Consider the following 13397-nt stretch of genomic DNA (forward strand, 5'->3'; position numbering starts at 1 on the left):
CCAACACCTTATGGATATTTCGACACTTCTCCCTTTCATCGCCCTGATCGTCGCCATCGGCGCTTTTGCCGGCATTCTCGCAGGTCTTCTGGGCGTCGGAGGGGGCATCGTTCTGGTGCCGGCCTTCTTCTATACCTTTGCGGCTCTGGGCTATGAAAGCCCGCAACTCATGCAGATCTGTCTGGCCACATCTCTGGCAACGATCATTGTGACCTCGATCCGGTCCGTTCTGTCGCATCACAAGAAAGGTGCTGTAGAATGGTCGATCCTGAAAAGTTTCGGTCCGGGGATCGTGGCGGGGGCCCTGATCGGTGTGCTGGTGGCATCCTCTCTGCGCTCGGCAACGTTGCAGGTGATTTTCGGTATCGTTGCGATTGTCATCGGTCTTTATCTGGCCTTCGGGAACGCCTCATGGCGGCTGGGTGTTGCAATGCCCAAAGGCATCATGCGCGCCATCATCTCGCCATTGATTGGCTTTCTCTCCGTGCTCATGGGCATTGGCGGCGGGTCATTCGGGGTGCCGACCATGACACTCTACGGCGTGCCGATTCACCGCGCGGTTGCCACTGCCGCAGGGTTTGGCGCCATCATCGCCATTCCCTCTGTGATCGGCTTTCTCTTTGTCAACCTACCCGCAGAGGTCACGCCGCCGCTCACCATTGGCGCAGTCAATATCCCTGTCTTCCTCGTCGTGATCTCCATGACCCTGCTTACCGCGCCCCTTGGGGCCAAAATCGCCCATGCGATGAACCCGAAGCCGCTCAAGCGGGTTTTCGGCGGGTTTCTGATCCTTGTTGCGCTCAACATGCTGCGTAAGGCGCTGATGGGCTGAGTTTTCTTGAGTATTTGAAGCACAAAGGAGATCTGTTTCCTTTGTGCGAATAAATACTCAAATTTCGCAATGCATGCGGACAGGTGAGGCCGTGTTATACTTCGGGACGAGGTTGACGCTTTGGCAGTTCGGCCATGATCTTGGCGCGTTCTTTGGCGCTCATCCGCGCCCAATCCATGATTTCCTCAATTGAACGGGCGCAGCCGATGCAGAGCCGCGTTTCAGGATGGATTTGGCAGATATTCGTGCAGGGGCTTTCGATCTTGTCGTTTTGCCCCATCAGAGGTTCCTCAAACGATCCAATGCGCCTTGAAGGATCACGCTGGCGGCCACCTGATCGATTTTTGCGGCACGCTTGGCGCGGGACATATCCGCCTCAAGCATGGCACGATCTGCGGCCACAGAAGAGAGACGCTCGTCCCAGAAGGTGATTGGCAAATCGGTCAACTGTCCGAGATTGCGGGCAAATGCACGGGTTTTCTGGCATCGTGGCCCTTCAGTCCCGTCCATATTGCGGGGCAGGCCGAGGATAATGCCGGACACCTCGCGCGAGGTGAGAAGTTTAAGCAGGGCTTCTGCATCCAGCGTGAATTTCTTGCGCCGGATTGTATCTGTGGGCGTGGCCACGGTACGCAGGCGGTCCGAGATCGCCACACCGATGGTTTTATCCCCGAAATCAAGCCCTGCCACAGAAGTCATGGGCGGCAGTGCGGCGGCGAATTCGGCCACGTCATTGGTGATCAAGGCGCTCATTCGACCAATCCTGCTTGTGCGGCACCGGCGCGGACCACGGCGAGGTCTTCGGGGTTTGCGCTGAAAATCACCTGCGCCTCGTTCCAGATATCGCGCGCCCGATCCGTATCGCCCAACATGGCGAGCGAAGAGATCAAGCGGCCCCATTCCTCCGCCGTGCCACCGTTGTTGGCGAGCCGCGCAGACAGGCCTTCGACCATGCCGCGGATCATCTCCTGACGGTCTTCGGGGCTCATGTCGGCGGCAGCTGCGATATCTTCTTCGGAGGGGCCGGAGAGGGTATTTGTGGGGGCAGGGGGCAGGGTATAGCGGATCCCTGCAGCCTGTGCCACGGCCTCGATCTGGGCTCGGATCGGTCGCACCCACGGGTCTTGTGCCGTCGAGGATGACAGAAGCGGTTGCCAGAGTTTGAATGTCATATCGGGCCGTCCTGTCTGGGCGAACATCAGGCCGGAATAATAGATCGCCGTGCCATTTTGCGGATCGCGCTGGAGCGCCTTGGTCAGAGCATCTTCGGCTTCGGGAGAAACAAAACCGCCGGCGGCAAGGATCATCATATCCGCGAGATCGGCGTAATCATCTGCCGTGGCGGCTGGCCCCTTGATCCGCAGCACATTCTGTTGTGCTTCATAAGCGCGTTTGTAATTGCCGATTACGGCCTCGTTGCGCGCCAGAAGAATATGGCCTTGCAGGTCGTCAGGACGGTTTTCAAGGGCCTCGCGCAACTGGGTGACCAGAGACAGCAAACGCTCGTCGGGATCTTGTATGGGCGGTGAGGCGGGGCGTTGGGTTTCGATTTCGGCCTGTGAGGGGCGCGACGCGCGGGCCTCATCCGCGAGCGCGATCCGGCGGGACAGAGGCAGATCCTCATAGGCCGGTGCGCCCAGATCATTGTAGAGCCACAGCGCGCCACCGATCACAGCGACTGCAAGCGCCACAGCGCCCCAGACGGGCGCTTTACGGCTGGACGAGGTTTTACCTGTCTGTGCTTTGTCAGCTTCCAGCAACCGGCGGGAGACTTCGGTCCGCGCACGATTGGCATCTTCTACAGAGAGCACACCGCGCGCTTCGTCACGATCCACTTCCTTGAGCTGATCACGATAGACCTTCATCTCGATCTCGCGGGTATCATCGGCCTGTTGTCCGGCAACGCGTGGTTTGCGCATGGCAAGGGCCAGCGGAACGGCACAGAGGACAGCGATGGAAATGGCAATGATCCAGAAGGTCATGTCGGGCTCTTTCAACGTACGGTTCGACGCCCAGCTTTAACGGTGCAAGGGAGACCAGAAAACCCCAAATGACGCGGGTGTGACGGAATGGCCCGTGGTTTCCTGTGCGCTGCTTTTCAAAGTGCACGCATGGGGAAGGCTCTGGGGCTGTGTTTAGCCTTGGATCAAGTTATATCCAAACATCCTATAATCAGTATTATGTGTAATATATACCAAAATACAAGGCCTGCCACGCGTGGCAGACCTTGCTTATGTGCTCATCCTTTGGCGCGTTGGACCATGCCGAAGAGATCACGCGGATCATCGGGATCGGCCAGCATGTCGAGCGGTTCGGCGAAATCCGTGCCGTCGACCTTGTCGCGCACGAAACGCAGCGCGGAGAAATCCTCGATGGCAAAGCCCACACTGTCAAAAAGCGTGATCTGCGCTGCATCGCGTCGGCCTTGGGCCTCGCCACGCATAACCTTCCAAAGCTCGGTCACAGGATGATCTTCGGCGAGTTGCTGGATTTCGCCCTCGATCCGCGTTTGTTCCGGATATTCCACAAAAATGTCGGAACGCAGCAGAATGTCTTTATGCAGTTCCGTCTTGCCCGGACAATCGCCGCCAATGGCGTTGATATGCTGCCCACGTCCGATCATGTTGTCACTCAGGATCGTGGCGTATTGTTTGTCGGCGGTGCATGTGGTGACGATCTGCGCGCCTTCCACGGCCTCCTGACCGCTTGTGCAGGTGGTGATTTCGAACCCCTGCCCTTCGAGATTGCGCTTGGCCTTGGCTGTGGCGGCCGGATCAATGTCGTAAAGGCGCAGCGTGTTGATGCCGCACAAGGCACGGAACGCCATCGCCTGAAATTCGCATTGCGCACCGTTGCCGATCATCGCCATGACTTTGGAGCCTTCGGGCGCAAGATAGCGGCCAACCAGCGCCGATGTGGCGGCGGTCCGTAGCGCGGTCAGGATCGTCATTTCCGTGAGCAATACCGGATATCCATTTGAAACAGCTGACAAAACACCGAATGCCGTGACGGTCTGAAAGCCTTCCTTCATGTTCTTGGGATGGCCGTTAACATATTTGAAACCGTATAGTTCGGCATCCGCCGTGGGCATCAGTTCGATCACGCCCTCATGGGAATGAGACGCCACGCGCGGAGTCTTGTCAAATTCCGGCCAGCGTTTGAAATCCTCTTCGATATAGGCCGCAAGCTCGGTGATAAAGCCTTCCGCGCCCATCGTATTGACGAGCCGCATCATGTTGTGAACGGAGACGAAGGGAACAAGAGCGAGGTGCGATGGGGTAAGATCAGTCGTCATTATCCGAAACTCCGGGTCATACGGTCGAGAACGCGGCGGCCAAAGAGGCTTGCCGTGAGGTCACAGAGCAGTTTCGCCGTGCGGCCACGTTCATCAAGGAAAGGGTTCAATTCAACAAGATCGAGCGAGCCGACAAGCCCGCTGTCACAGAGCGTTTCCATTATCAGATGCGCCTCGCGAAAAGTCGCGCCGCCCGGCACGGTGGTGCCCACAGCCGGCGCAATGGCTGGATCGAGGAAATCTACGTCGAAACTGACATGGAGGCGCCCGTTTGCGGCGCGAACACGGTCAAGAAAGGCCCGCAGAGGCACAAGAACGCCGGTCTCGTCAATGGCGCGCATGTCCTGCACATCCATGCCGAGCCGCTTGATCCGCGCTTCTTCGGCGGGATCGACGGAGCGGATGCCGATGAAACACATGTTTTCGGGCGCGACCTTGTGCGCCAGATCCGGATAGGCCTCACAGCCCGCCTGCCCCGTGAAATAGGCAACGGGCGTGCCATGCAGGTTGCCGCTTTCGGTCGTGTCCAGCGTGTGCAGATCGGGATGGGCATCCAGCCAGAGAACAAAGAGCGGACGGCCCTCCTCGGCAGCCACACGCGCCACGCCCGGCACGGTGCCCGCAGACATGGAGTGATCGCCGCCCATAAAGATCGGCAGATCGCTGTTGCGGGTGGCCTCATAGGCGGCAGGCTCCAGCGCATTGATCCATGCAATCGTCTCCGCGAGATTGTGCACTGCCGCATTGGCATCGTTGACGGGCGTCTGGGCGTCAATTTGCACATCGCCACGGTCTTCGACCTGCCAGCCGAGACTGGCGAGGGTGTCGGAGAGGCCAGCGGTGCGCAGGCTTGCGGGGCCCATAATGCACCCCCTTTGAGACGCGCCGGTTTCAATCGGTGCCCCGAGAATCAGGCAGGATTTGTGCATGAGAGAAAGCCTTTGTCATCTGGGTTTGAGTGAGATCTCCTTGAGTATGACAGAGTGCGATGGCGGTTTATGCTTTTAAATTGCTCATATGGACTCTAAATTTATCCAAAATGATAAGGTAATTTAGCAAAATGACAAAAGACGCTCTTTCAGATAGCGATCACGCGATCATTGCGGCCTTGCGCCACAACGCGCGGATGTCCATCACGGAACTGGCGCAACACACCGGCCTGTCACGCAGCACGGCCAAGAACCGGCTGGATGCTCTTGTCGCGGAAGGTCGAATCCGGCGGTTCACCATCGAGACCGATGTGGATGTCGAAGGCGAAGTGCGCGCCATCACTCTGGTCGCCCTTCAGGGCAAAATGTCGCGGCAGGTGATCCGTGCGCTGGCCCGTATTCCCGGCGTGACCACCGTCTATGCCACCAACGGGGCCTGGGATCTTGTGGCCGATATCCGGACCGACAGTCTGGTGCGGTTCGACCGTATTTTACGGGAAATCCGCGAAGTTCCGGGGGTGGTCAATTCGGAGAGTTGCCTGCTACTGGCGCATGTTGTGGGCTGACTTTGCCGCGAGAAAACGGTTTCAAAACATCCTTGCGCGTGCTCCTTTGATATTCCGAGACACCTTGCGTTCCGTGGGCGATATATTTACCTTCGTTGCATGGGGGATAAGGGCTTGAAAAAAGACATACAAACCATCCTTTCGGCCAATACCGTATCTGAGGTCTGGGAGCCGCTGCTGGCGTATTTGCAGCAGATCGGTTTTCACCATGTTCTCTATGGCTTCACGCGGTTTCACACGCCCAACGGTTTCGGGGATGACAAGGACCACCTCTTCCTGACCAATTTCGATCAGGACTATATGAAGGGCTACTTCCTTGAAGGGCGGTATCGTCACGCCCCTATGATCCGTTGGTCGATCGACAACGTCGGAGCATGCTCATGGGGTTGGATCACGGAGAATATGGAAAGCTTCACCAAGCAGGAACGCGATGTGGTCGCCTTTAACAAGAAGATGGGCGTAACCTGCGGATATACCATCGCATTCCCCCATGCTTTGAAACGTGCCAAGGCGGCGATTGGCCTGTCTCTGGAACCTCACAAGAGCACTCAGGAAGAAGCTGACGAAATCTGGGCACGGCACGGTGAAGAGCTGGAAATTATTTGCAGCGTTGCGCATCTGAAACTGGTCAGCCTGCCGCTTCCGAAACGGATGCTCACCAAACGCCAGCGTGAGGTTCTTGAATGGATCGGCGATGGCAAAACCGTGGCGGACACAGCCCAGATCCTCGGGTTGAACAAAGCGACGGTAGAAAAGCACCTCCGTCTCGCCCGCGAGGCGCTGGGGGTCGAGACCACGGCACAGGCTGTTTTGAAAGCCTCCATGCACAATCAGATATTCACCTTCTGATTTGGGCCGGTTTTGATGGGAATTCCGGTCTTTTGCTCAACATTTGAACAAGAGCGTTAATTTTTATCCAAAAGGTAAGGTTTTACGTAGTTGTATACAATGTCTTGAAAGGCGAGGTTACACCTGTTCTGGCTTTCGAGGCTTGGCCTTTGGGACAGAAGTGCGGGATCGCCATCCATATTCGGCTTACCGATACTTCATTGAGGATCGTGCGTTTATTTATCGACGTGGCGGTCCTTATTTTTTTCGCCCTGCCCCGCTGCATCATCACATCGATCTGAATGCGTAACCTGGTGATCGCACAACAAAAAAGGGCCGCCTCGCGGCAGCCCTTCGGAATTTGTCTGAATGCTGAAGATCAGCCCTGCATTGCTTTCGCAACTTCAGCAGCGAAATCTTCGGTCTCTTTTTCGATGCCTTCGCCGACTTCGAGACGCACGAAACCGGTGATTTCGGCACCTGCTTCTTTTGCGGCTTTCTCGACGGTGAGATCAGGGTTCACAACGAAAGCCTGACCAAGCAGCGTGGACTCGGCGATGAATTTCTTCATACGGCCTTTGATCATGTTTTCGATGATGTTGTCCGGCTTGCCGGATTCTTTGGCGATGTCGATCTGGATCTGCTTTTCCTTCTCGACCACAGCCGGATCAAGGGATGCTTCGTCGAGACCTTGCGGGTTGGCCGCTGCGATGTGCATGGCAACCTGTTTGCCAAAGGCTTCGTCGCCGCCTTTGAGACCCACGAGCACGCCGATTTTGCCAAGACCGTCAGCCGCAGCGTTGTGGACATAGGTCACAACCGTATCGGCTTCGATTTTGGCCATGCGGCGCACAGACATGTTTTCACCGATGGTGGCGATCTTGTCGGTGATCAGTTCGGAAACCGGCTTGCCGTTCACGTCAGCGGATTTCAGAGCGTCCACATCAGCCACACCCAGAGCAGCCGTGGCGATGTCTTTCACCATGGTCTGGAATTCGGCGTTTTTCGCAACGAAATCGGTTTCGGAGTTCACCTCAACGGCAACACCCACGCCACCGTTCACAGCGACGGCCACGAGGCCTTCGGCGGCGGTACGACCGGATTTCTTAGCGGCTTTCGCCAGACCTTTGGTGCGCAGCCAGTCAACGGCGGCTTCCATATCACCATCGGTTTCGACCAGCGCTTTTTTCGCGTCCATCATGCCCGCGCCTGTGGATTCGCGCAGTTCTTTCACCTGAGCAGCAGTGATTGCCATGTCGGCTCTCCTCGAATGTCTTGGATCAGTTTCGGGGGCCGGATTACCCTGCCCCCGTATCAATTTTGTAACGACCGCCCGAAACTCGTCTGCGAGCGGTCGAAAAAATCAGGCCTCGGCCGGAGCTTCTTCTGCAATCGCTTCTTCAGCGAGAGCTTCTTCGAAGGCACCGATGTCAACGCCGGCTTCGCCCATTTGAGCGGTCATGCCGTCGAGGGCTGCACGGGCCACGAGATCGGTGTAAAGCGCGATGGCGCGGGAAGCGTCATCGTTGCCCGGAATGATGTAATCCACACCGTCCGGCGAGCAGTTGGAGTCAACCACGGCCACAACCGGGATGCCCAGCTTTTTGGCTTCTTTGATGGCAAGCTCTTCTTTTTTCACGTCGATGACGAAGAGAAGATCCGGCACACCGCCCATTTCGCGGATACCGCCGAGGGAAGCCTGCAGTTTGCCCTGTTCGCGTTCCATGTGGAGACGCTCTTTCTTGGTGAGACCTTCTGCGCCGGAGGCGAGGCTCTCATCAATTGCGTTCAGACGCTGGATCGACTGGGACACGGTTTTCCAGTTGGTCAGCGTGCCGCCAAGCCAACGGTGGTTCATGTAATACTGTGCGCATTTTTCAGCGGATTCAGCAATCGCGCCTGCGGCCTGACGTTTGGTGCCGACGAAAAGAATGCGGCCACCTTTGGCAGCAACGTCGCGCACGACTTGCAGAGCCTGGTCCAGCATCGGGACGGTTTGTGTCAGGTCGAAAATGTGGATGCCGTTACGCTCACCGTAGATGAACTCCTGCATACGCGGGTTCCAACGCTGAGTTTGGTGGCCATAGTGAACGCCAGCTTCCAAGAGCTGACGAATGGAGAAATCGGGAAGCGCCATCGTGTTTCCTTTCCGGTTTAACGCCTGAGCGGAGGGTCTCAGGGCAAATGCCCCAACCGGTGGATCTTCGAGGATGTCTCCCCCGAGGACCCGCCTCCGCCTGTGAAGTGATCGCGCATATAGAGAGGTTTTGGGGGCTTTGCAACCCCTGCCCCTGTTTTGAGTATTTTTCGCACAAAGGAGACGGGAGGCACGGCGCAAACCTATCGGTCTCTTGCCATTTGGTCAAATTCCGGCGCAATAGGACGTATGAACAAGACAGATGACATTCTTTGTATCGGCTCCGTACTTTGGGACGTGATCGGTCGCACGGATCGTTCGATGCGGTTGGGATCGGATGTGCCGGGCCGGATTGTGCGTGTGCCGGGCGGTGTGGCGATGAATATTGCTATGGCTCTGTCCCGTTTCGGGATGCGTCCCGACCTTTTGACGGCGATCGGGCGCGATCCTGCGGGGGCCGAACTGATCGAGGCCGCGAAAGTGCGCGGGATCGGCACGACGCATGTCTATCTTTCCGAAGACCTCCCGACCGACAGCTATATGGCCGTTGAAGGTGCCAACGGTTTGATCGCGGCCATTGCGGATGCGCATTCTCTGGAGCGCGCAGGCGATAAAATTCTGCGACCACTGGCGGATGGACGGCTGGGAACGGTGAATGCGCCCTATACGGGGCCTGTGGCGCTGGATGGCAATCTGACGACGCAGCTTTTGCGTGACATTGCCCATTCGCCGCTGTTCGCCAAGGCCGATTTGCGCGTGGCGCCGGCCTCGCCGGGCAAGGCCGAGCGGCTTTTACCGCTTCTGGATCACCCGCGTGCAACGCTTTACGTTAATCTCGAAGAGGCGGGCCTTCTGGCGCATGAGACATTCGACAGTTCCGACACCGCCGCGCGCGCACTTCTGGACAAGGGGGCGCATCGGGTGCTGGTCACCAATGGTGGCAAGGGCGCGTCGATTGCACAGGGGAATGAAATCCTGACCCAAACCCCGCCCGAAGTTCTGGTCGCGCGCGTCACAGGCGCGGGCGATACGTTTATGGCGGCGCATATTGCCGCTGAAATGCGCGGTGCCGATGCCGCTTCTGCTCTCACCGCCGCGCTTGAAGCCGCGGCCCTCTATGTTTCCGGAGATACGCCCCTATGACTGACCTACCGATGATGTTCGCCCCCGAAGTTGCCGAAGCTCTGGAGGCGGGGCGTCCGATTGTGGCGCTTGAGTCGACGATCATTACCCACGGCATGCCCTACCCGCAGAATGTCGAAACCGCGCAGACAGTGGAGACCGACATTCGCGCGGCCGGTGCCGTGCCTGCAACGATTGCGGTGCTGGACGGGGTGCTGCACATCGGGTTGACCGAGACGCAACTGATCGCTCTGGGGCAAGCCACGGGGGTGATGAAAGTCTCGCGCGCCGATCTTCCGGTCTGTATCGCACGCGGTGCAACCGGTGCGACCACGGTGGCCGCGACAATGATTGCGGCGGAGATCGCGGGGATCAAGGTCTTTGCCACAGGCGGCATTGGCGGTGTGCATCGCGGGGCCGAGCAGACGTTTGACATTTCCGCCGACCTTCTGGAACTGGGAGAAACCCCTGTGACAGTTGTGGCGGCAGGGCCGAAAGCCATTCTCGACATTCCGAAAACTCTGGAAGTGCTGGAAACCCATGGCGTGCCGGTGATCGCCTTTGGTCAGGACGAAATTCCGGCCTTCTGGTCGCGCTCCTCCGGCCTTGCCGCGCCTTTGCGGATGGATTCGGCACAAGAGATCGCCGCAGCCATGGAGATGCGCGCCGCGATGGGGCTCAAAGGTGGACAGCTTGTCGCCAATCCGATTCCCGAAACCGACGAGATTCCCCGTGACGTGATCATGCCCTATGTCGAGACCGCGCTCGAAGAGGCAGAAGAACAATCCATCTCCGCCAAAGAGGTCACACCTTTCCTCTTGCAACGGATTTTCGAGCTGACAGATGGCAAATCCCTGACCGCCAATATCGCCCTTGTTCGCAACAATGCGCGTCTGGCTTCGGAAATTGCCAAGTCCTTGTGCAAATAACTGTCAGGAGACGAGAAAACGGGCTTTGGCTTATTGTGTCTGAACAGATGCGCCCCTAAGTTCCGTTTCAAGCACAGGTTCCCCATCAAAACGGTTCAGAAACACAGATGAACAATCCGTTCGAAGAAGAAACCCATCCGCCGCACCCCCGCAAACCGGGATTGCTCGCGCATTTGCGGGCGGCCTTTCTGACCGGGCTTATCGTGGTCGCGCCGATCGGGCTGACGGCCTATGTGATCTGGACCGTGATCGGATGGGTCGATGGCTGGGTTCTGACCTTTGTGCCCTCGGCCTATCATCCGGATGCGCTTATCAACCGGTTTCTAGGCTATACCGATCCGGGAGAGCAGATTCACATCAATCTGCGCGGCGCGGGCGTCATTATCTTTCTGATCTTTACCGTTGTGGTGGGCTGGATCGCCAAGGGTCTTGTCGGGCGCTCGCTCATCCGTTGGGCCGAAAGCCTTGTGGACCGCACGCCCATCGTGCGCTCCATCTACAACGGGGTGAAACAGATCGCGGAAACGGTGTTTGCGCAAACGGAAACCTCTTTTGACAAGGCCTGTCTGATTGAATACCCGCGACGCGGGATTTGGGCCATCGGCTTTGTTTCGACCAACGCCAAGGGCGAAGTGGCGCGGCGCACGCCGACGGATGAGAAATTCCTTTCCGTCTTTGTGCCGACGACGCCGAACCCGACCTCGGGTTTTCTTCTGTTCTTCCCCGAAAGCGATGTGATCCTTCTGGATATGTCGGTCGAGGATGCGGCCAAACTGGTGATCTCCGCAGGTCTCGTCTATCCGAATCCGAAAGACCCGACGCAACCGCCGACTGCGATCCCGTCCGCCTAAGCGTTTCGCTCAGGCGAACATTTTTTTGAGATCGATACTGGCGCGCACGCCCAGATCGTCGAAATGCGCCTTCAGAAAGTGATCGCAGGCCGCCCGTCCGGCCTCTTTCAGCCGTGACAGGATCAGCGGCGATGGCGCGATTTTGGTACGGGCCGAGAGGTCCTGCATCAGGTCGTCATCCGCGATCATATGCACCAATACGCCTTTCATCGCCCCTTGCGGCAGACGATCATCCTCAATCAGATCGCGGACGAATTGCACTGCGCGCAACTCACGCAACAGTGAGGAATTAAAGGAAATCTCGTTGATCCGGTTCTGGATTTCTTCCGGTGTCTTGGGTGTTCCGGGGCGTTCCAGAGGGTTGATATTGACGATCACCACATCAGCGGGAAATTCCGGTTCGAACAAGGGGAAAAGCGCCGGATTGCCCGTATAGCCGCCGTCCCAATAGGGGTCCTTTACCCCCGTGTTCGGATCGGTGATCTCCACCGCCTGAAACAGTTCCGGCAGACAGGCGGAGGCAAGGATCACATCCGTATCCACCTCTTCGCCGGAAAAGACGCGGATTTTTCCCGTGCGCACATTGGTGGTGGAAATGAACAGCGCCGGCCCTTCATCTGCACCCAGCACATCGCAGTTCAAATCCTCGACCACATCGCTCAAGGGATTCTTGTAGAACGCGCCATAGACATAGGGGCTGCTAACCGTCGCAACGGAATCGAGAAAGGCGAAGGGCACGGTGGCCTGCATCATCTTGGTGAACATCTCTGTGGTCGGGCCGAATTGCGACATCCACGCGTTCAGACGCATGTCGGACACCGCGCCCATCTGCACCCAGAGATTGTCGAGCGCCTCTTTGGCCCCCGCACGTCCGCCTTGCACCAGACCGGACTTGAACGCCGCCGCATTCAAAGCACCCGCAGAGGTGCCGGAGACCGCAGCAACCTCCACCTCGTCATGCTCCAGCAAACGGTCCAGAACGCCCCAGGTGAAGGCGCCATGCGCGCCTCCGCCCTGAAGGGCAAGGTTGATCTTTTTGATCTGCCCTTTGCTCTTTTTCTTCGCCATCACAAGGCCGTCCATCCGCCGTCGACGGAAATCGTTGTGCCGGTGATCTGGTTGGCCGCACTGGACGCGAGGAAGACACAGGTGCCGCCCAATTCTTCCACAGTGGCAAATTGTTTGGAGGGCTGCCGCTCAAGCAACACCTCTCGGATCACCGTGTCGCGGTCCATGCCGTATTTCTCCATTGTGTCGGGGATTTGCGCCTCGACAAGCGGGGTCAGCACATAGCCCGGACAAATGGCGTTGCAGGTGATCGGCTCTTCGGCGGTTTCCAGCGCGGTGACTTTGGTCAGCCCGACCACACCATGTTTGGCCGCCACATAGGCCGATTTATAAGGCGAAGCGGTCAGGCCATGCGCGGAGGCAATGTTGATCACCCTGCCCCAACCCGCCTCGCGCATCACCGGCAGAGCGGCCGCTGTGGTGTGAAAGCTGGAGCTGAGGTTGATCGCGATAATGGCGTCCCATTTTGCAGCCGGAAATTCGTCGATTCCGGCAACATGCTGAATCCCCGCATTGTTCACCAGAATATCGCAACTGCCGGATTTCTCGATCAGGGCACGGCATTCGTCGCCTTTGGACATGTCGGCCTTGATATAGCGTGCGGTAACGTCGAATTCCTTGCCGATCTCTTCGGCCAGCGCGTGATCCTCGTCACGATCCGTGAAGGAATTGAGCACCACATTCGCACCCGCTTTCGCCAGTTCCCGCGCAATGCCAAGCCCGATGCCGGAGTTCGATCCCGTGATAACAGCGGTTTTACCTTTAAGTGTCATCTGTCTCTCCCTTGGTTTGACAACAACTTTAAGTGCTGCGCTTGCAAAGCAAAGGGGAGAATCGCCA

At 57.7% G+C, this 13397-nt stretch carries 15 protein-coding genes; 6 read left to right on the top strand and 9 right to left on the bottom strand.

From position 1 onward, the window contains the following. Window positions 1-10: 10 nt before the first annotated feature. Complete coding sequence (locus KO492_RS12010) at window positions 11-832, top strand: sulfite exporter TauE/SafE family protein (RefSeq protein ID WP_216045184.1); 822 nt, start codon at window positions 11-13, stop codon at window positions 830-832. A 94-nt stretch (window positions 833-926) separates the two neighbouring features. Here the strand turns inward: KO492_RS12010 and KO492_RS12015 are convergent, their stop codons facing one another. From KO492_RS12015 to rocF, 5 genes are all read right to left on the bottom strand, one after another. Beyond that, complete coding sequence (locus KO492_RS12015) at window positions 927-1112, bottom strand: DUF1289 domain-containing protein (protein WP_216045185.1); 186 nt, start codon at window positions 1110-1112, stop codon at window positions 927-929. Next, window positions 1112-1585, bottom strand: a complete 474-nt coding sequence (gene ruvX / locus KO492_RS12020) for a Holliday junction resolvase RuvX (protein WP_436835701.1) — start codon at window positions 1583-1585, stop codon at window positions 1112-1114. Before ruvX ends, KO492_RS12015 begins: the two co-directional genes overlap by 1 nt. Then, window positions 1582-2814, bottom strand: a complete 1233-nt coding sequence (gene ccmI, locus KO492_RS12025; RefSeq protein WP_216045186.1) for a c-type cytochrome biogenesis protein CcmI — start codon at window positions 2812-2814, stop codon at window positions 1582-1584. Before ccmI ends, ruvX begins: the two co-directional genes overlap by 4 nt. A gap of 257 nt (window positions 2815-3071) precedes the next feature. Then, entirely contained in the window at window positions 3072-4127 is a 1056-nt protein-coding gene (locus KO492_RS12030; protein WP_216045187.1) for an ornithine cyclodeaminase, read from the bottom strand. Continuing rightward, the gene (rocF, locus tag KO492_RS12035; RefSeq protein WP_216045188.1) at window positions 4127-5056 is read right to left on the bottom strand and encodes an arginase; all 930 of its coding nucleotides are present in this window, start codon (window positions 5054-5056) and stop codon (window positions 4127-4129) included. Before rocF ends, KO492_RS12030 begins: the two co-directional genes overlap by 1 nt. Window positions 5057-5187: 131 nt before the next feature. Between rocF and KO492_RS12040 the strand changes: the two genes are divergently transcribed. Together KO492_RS12040 and KO492_RS12045 are read left to right on the top strand one after the other, a co-directional pair. Further along, window positions 5188-5622: an Lrp/AsnC family transcriptional regulator gene (locus KO492_RS12040; protein ID WP_216045189.1), complete on the top strand. Its 435-nt coding sequence runs from the start codon at window positions 5188-5190 to the stop codon at window positions 5620-5622. A gap of 114 nt (window positions 5623-5736) precedes the next feature. Then, window positions 5737-6471 (top strand): helix-turn-helix transcriptional regulator, encoded by a 735-nt coding sequence (locus KO492_RS12045; protein ID WP_252735512.1) that lies wholly within the window; start codon window positions 5737-5739, stop codon window positions 6469-6471. 358 nt (window positions 6472-6829) lie between these two features. Here the strand turns inward: KO492_RS12045 and tsf are convergent, their stop codons facing one another. Both tsf and rpsB read right to left on the bottom strand, forming a co-directional pair. Further along, entirely contained in the window at window positions 6830-7705 is an 876-nt protein-coding gene (tsf, locus tag KO492_RS12050) for a translation elongation factor Ts (protein WP_216045191.1), read from the bottom strand. Between the two features lie 108 nt (window positions 7706-7813). After that, window positions 7814-8587, bottom strand: coding sequence for a 30S ribosomal protein S2 (rpsB, locus tag KO492_RS12055; protein WP_216045192.1), 774 nt, complete (start codon window positions 8585-8587; stop codon window positions 7814-7816). 249 nt (window positions 8588-8836) lie between these two features. On the opposite strand from rpsB, the gene KO492_RS12060 reads away from it, so the two are divergent. The 3 genes from KO492_RS12060 (at window position 8837) to KO492_RS12070 (ending at window position 11489) form a co-directional block, all read left to right on the top strand. After that, window positions 8837-9730: a PfkB family carbohydrate kinase gene (locus tag KO492_RS12060; RefSeq protein ID WP_216045193.1), complete on the top strand. Its 894-nt coding sequence runs from the start codon at window positions 8837-8839 to the stop codon at window positions 9728-9730. Then, window positions 9727-10638, top strand: coding sequence for a pseudouridine-5'-phosphate glycosidase (locus KO492_RS12065; RefSeq protein ID WP_216045194.1), 912 nt, complete (start codon window positions 9727-9729; stop codon window positions 10636-10638). Before KO492_RS12060 ends, KO492_RS12065 begins: the two co-directional genes overlap by 4 nt. A 107-nt stretch (window positions 10639-10745) precedes the next feature. Then, window positions 10746-11489: a DUF502 domain-containing protein gene (locus tag KO492_RS12070; RefSeq protein ID WP_216045195.1), complete on the top strand. Its 744-nt coding sequence runs from the start codon at window positions 10746-10748 to the stop codon at window positions 11487-11489. Window positions 11490-11498: 9 nt separating this feature from the next. On the opposite strand, the gene KO492_RS12075 is transcribed toward KO492_RS12070, so the two are convergent. Together KO492_RS12075 and KO492_RS12080 are read right to left on the bottom strand one after the other, a co-directional pair. Continuing rightward, on the bottom strand, window positions 11499-12557 hold the full coding sequence (locus tag KO492_RS12075; protein WP_216045196.1) for a patatin-like phospholipase family protein: 1059 nt from the start codon (window positions 12555-12557) through the stop codon (window positions 11499-11501). Further along, window positions 12557-13330 (bottom strand): 3-hydroxybutyrate dehydrogenase, encoded by a 774-nt coding sequence (locus tag KO492_RS12080; RefSeq protein WP_216045197.1) that lies wholly within the window; start codon window positions 13328-13330, stop codon window positions 12557-12559. The genes KO492_RS12075 and KO492_RS12080 overlap by 1 nt, the downstream gene beginning before the upstream one ends. Between the last annotated feature and the right edge of the window lie 67 nt (window positions 13331-13397).

Origin of the sequence: Celeribacter halophilus, assembly GCF_018860305.1 — a bacterium.
Classification (GTDB): Bacteria; Pseudomonadota; Alphaproteobacteria; order Rhodobacterales; family Rhodobacteraceae; genus Celeribacter; species Celeribacter halophilus_A.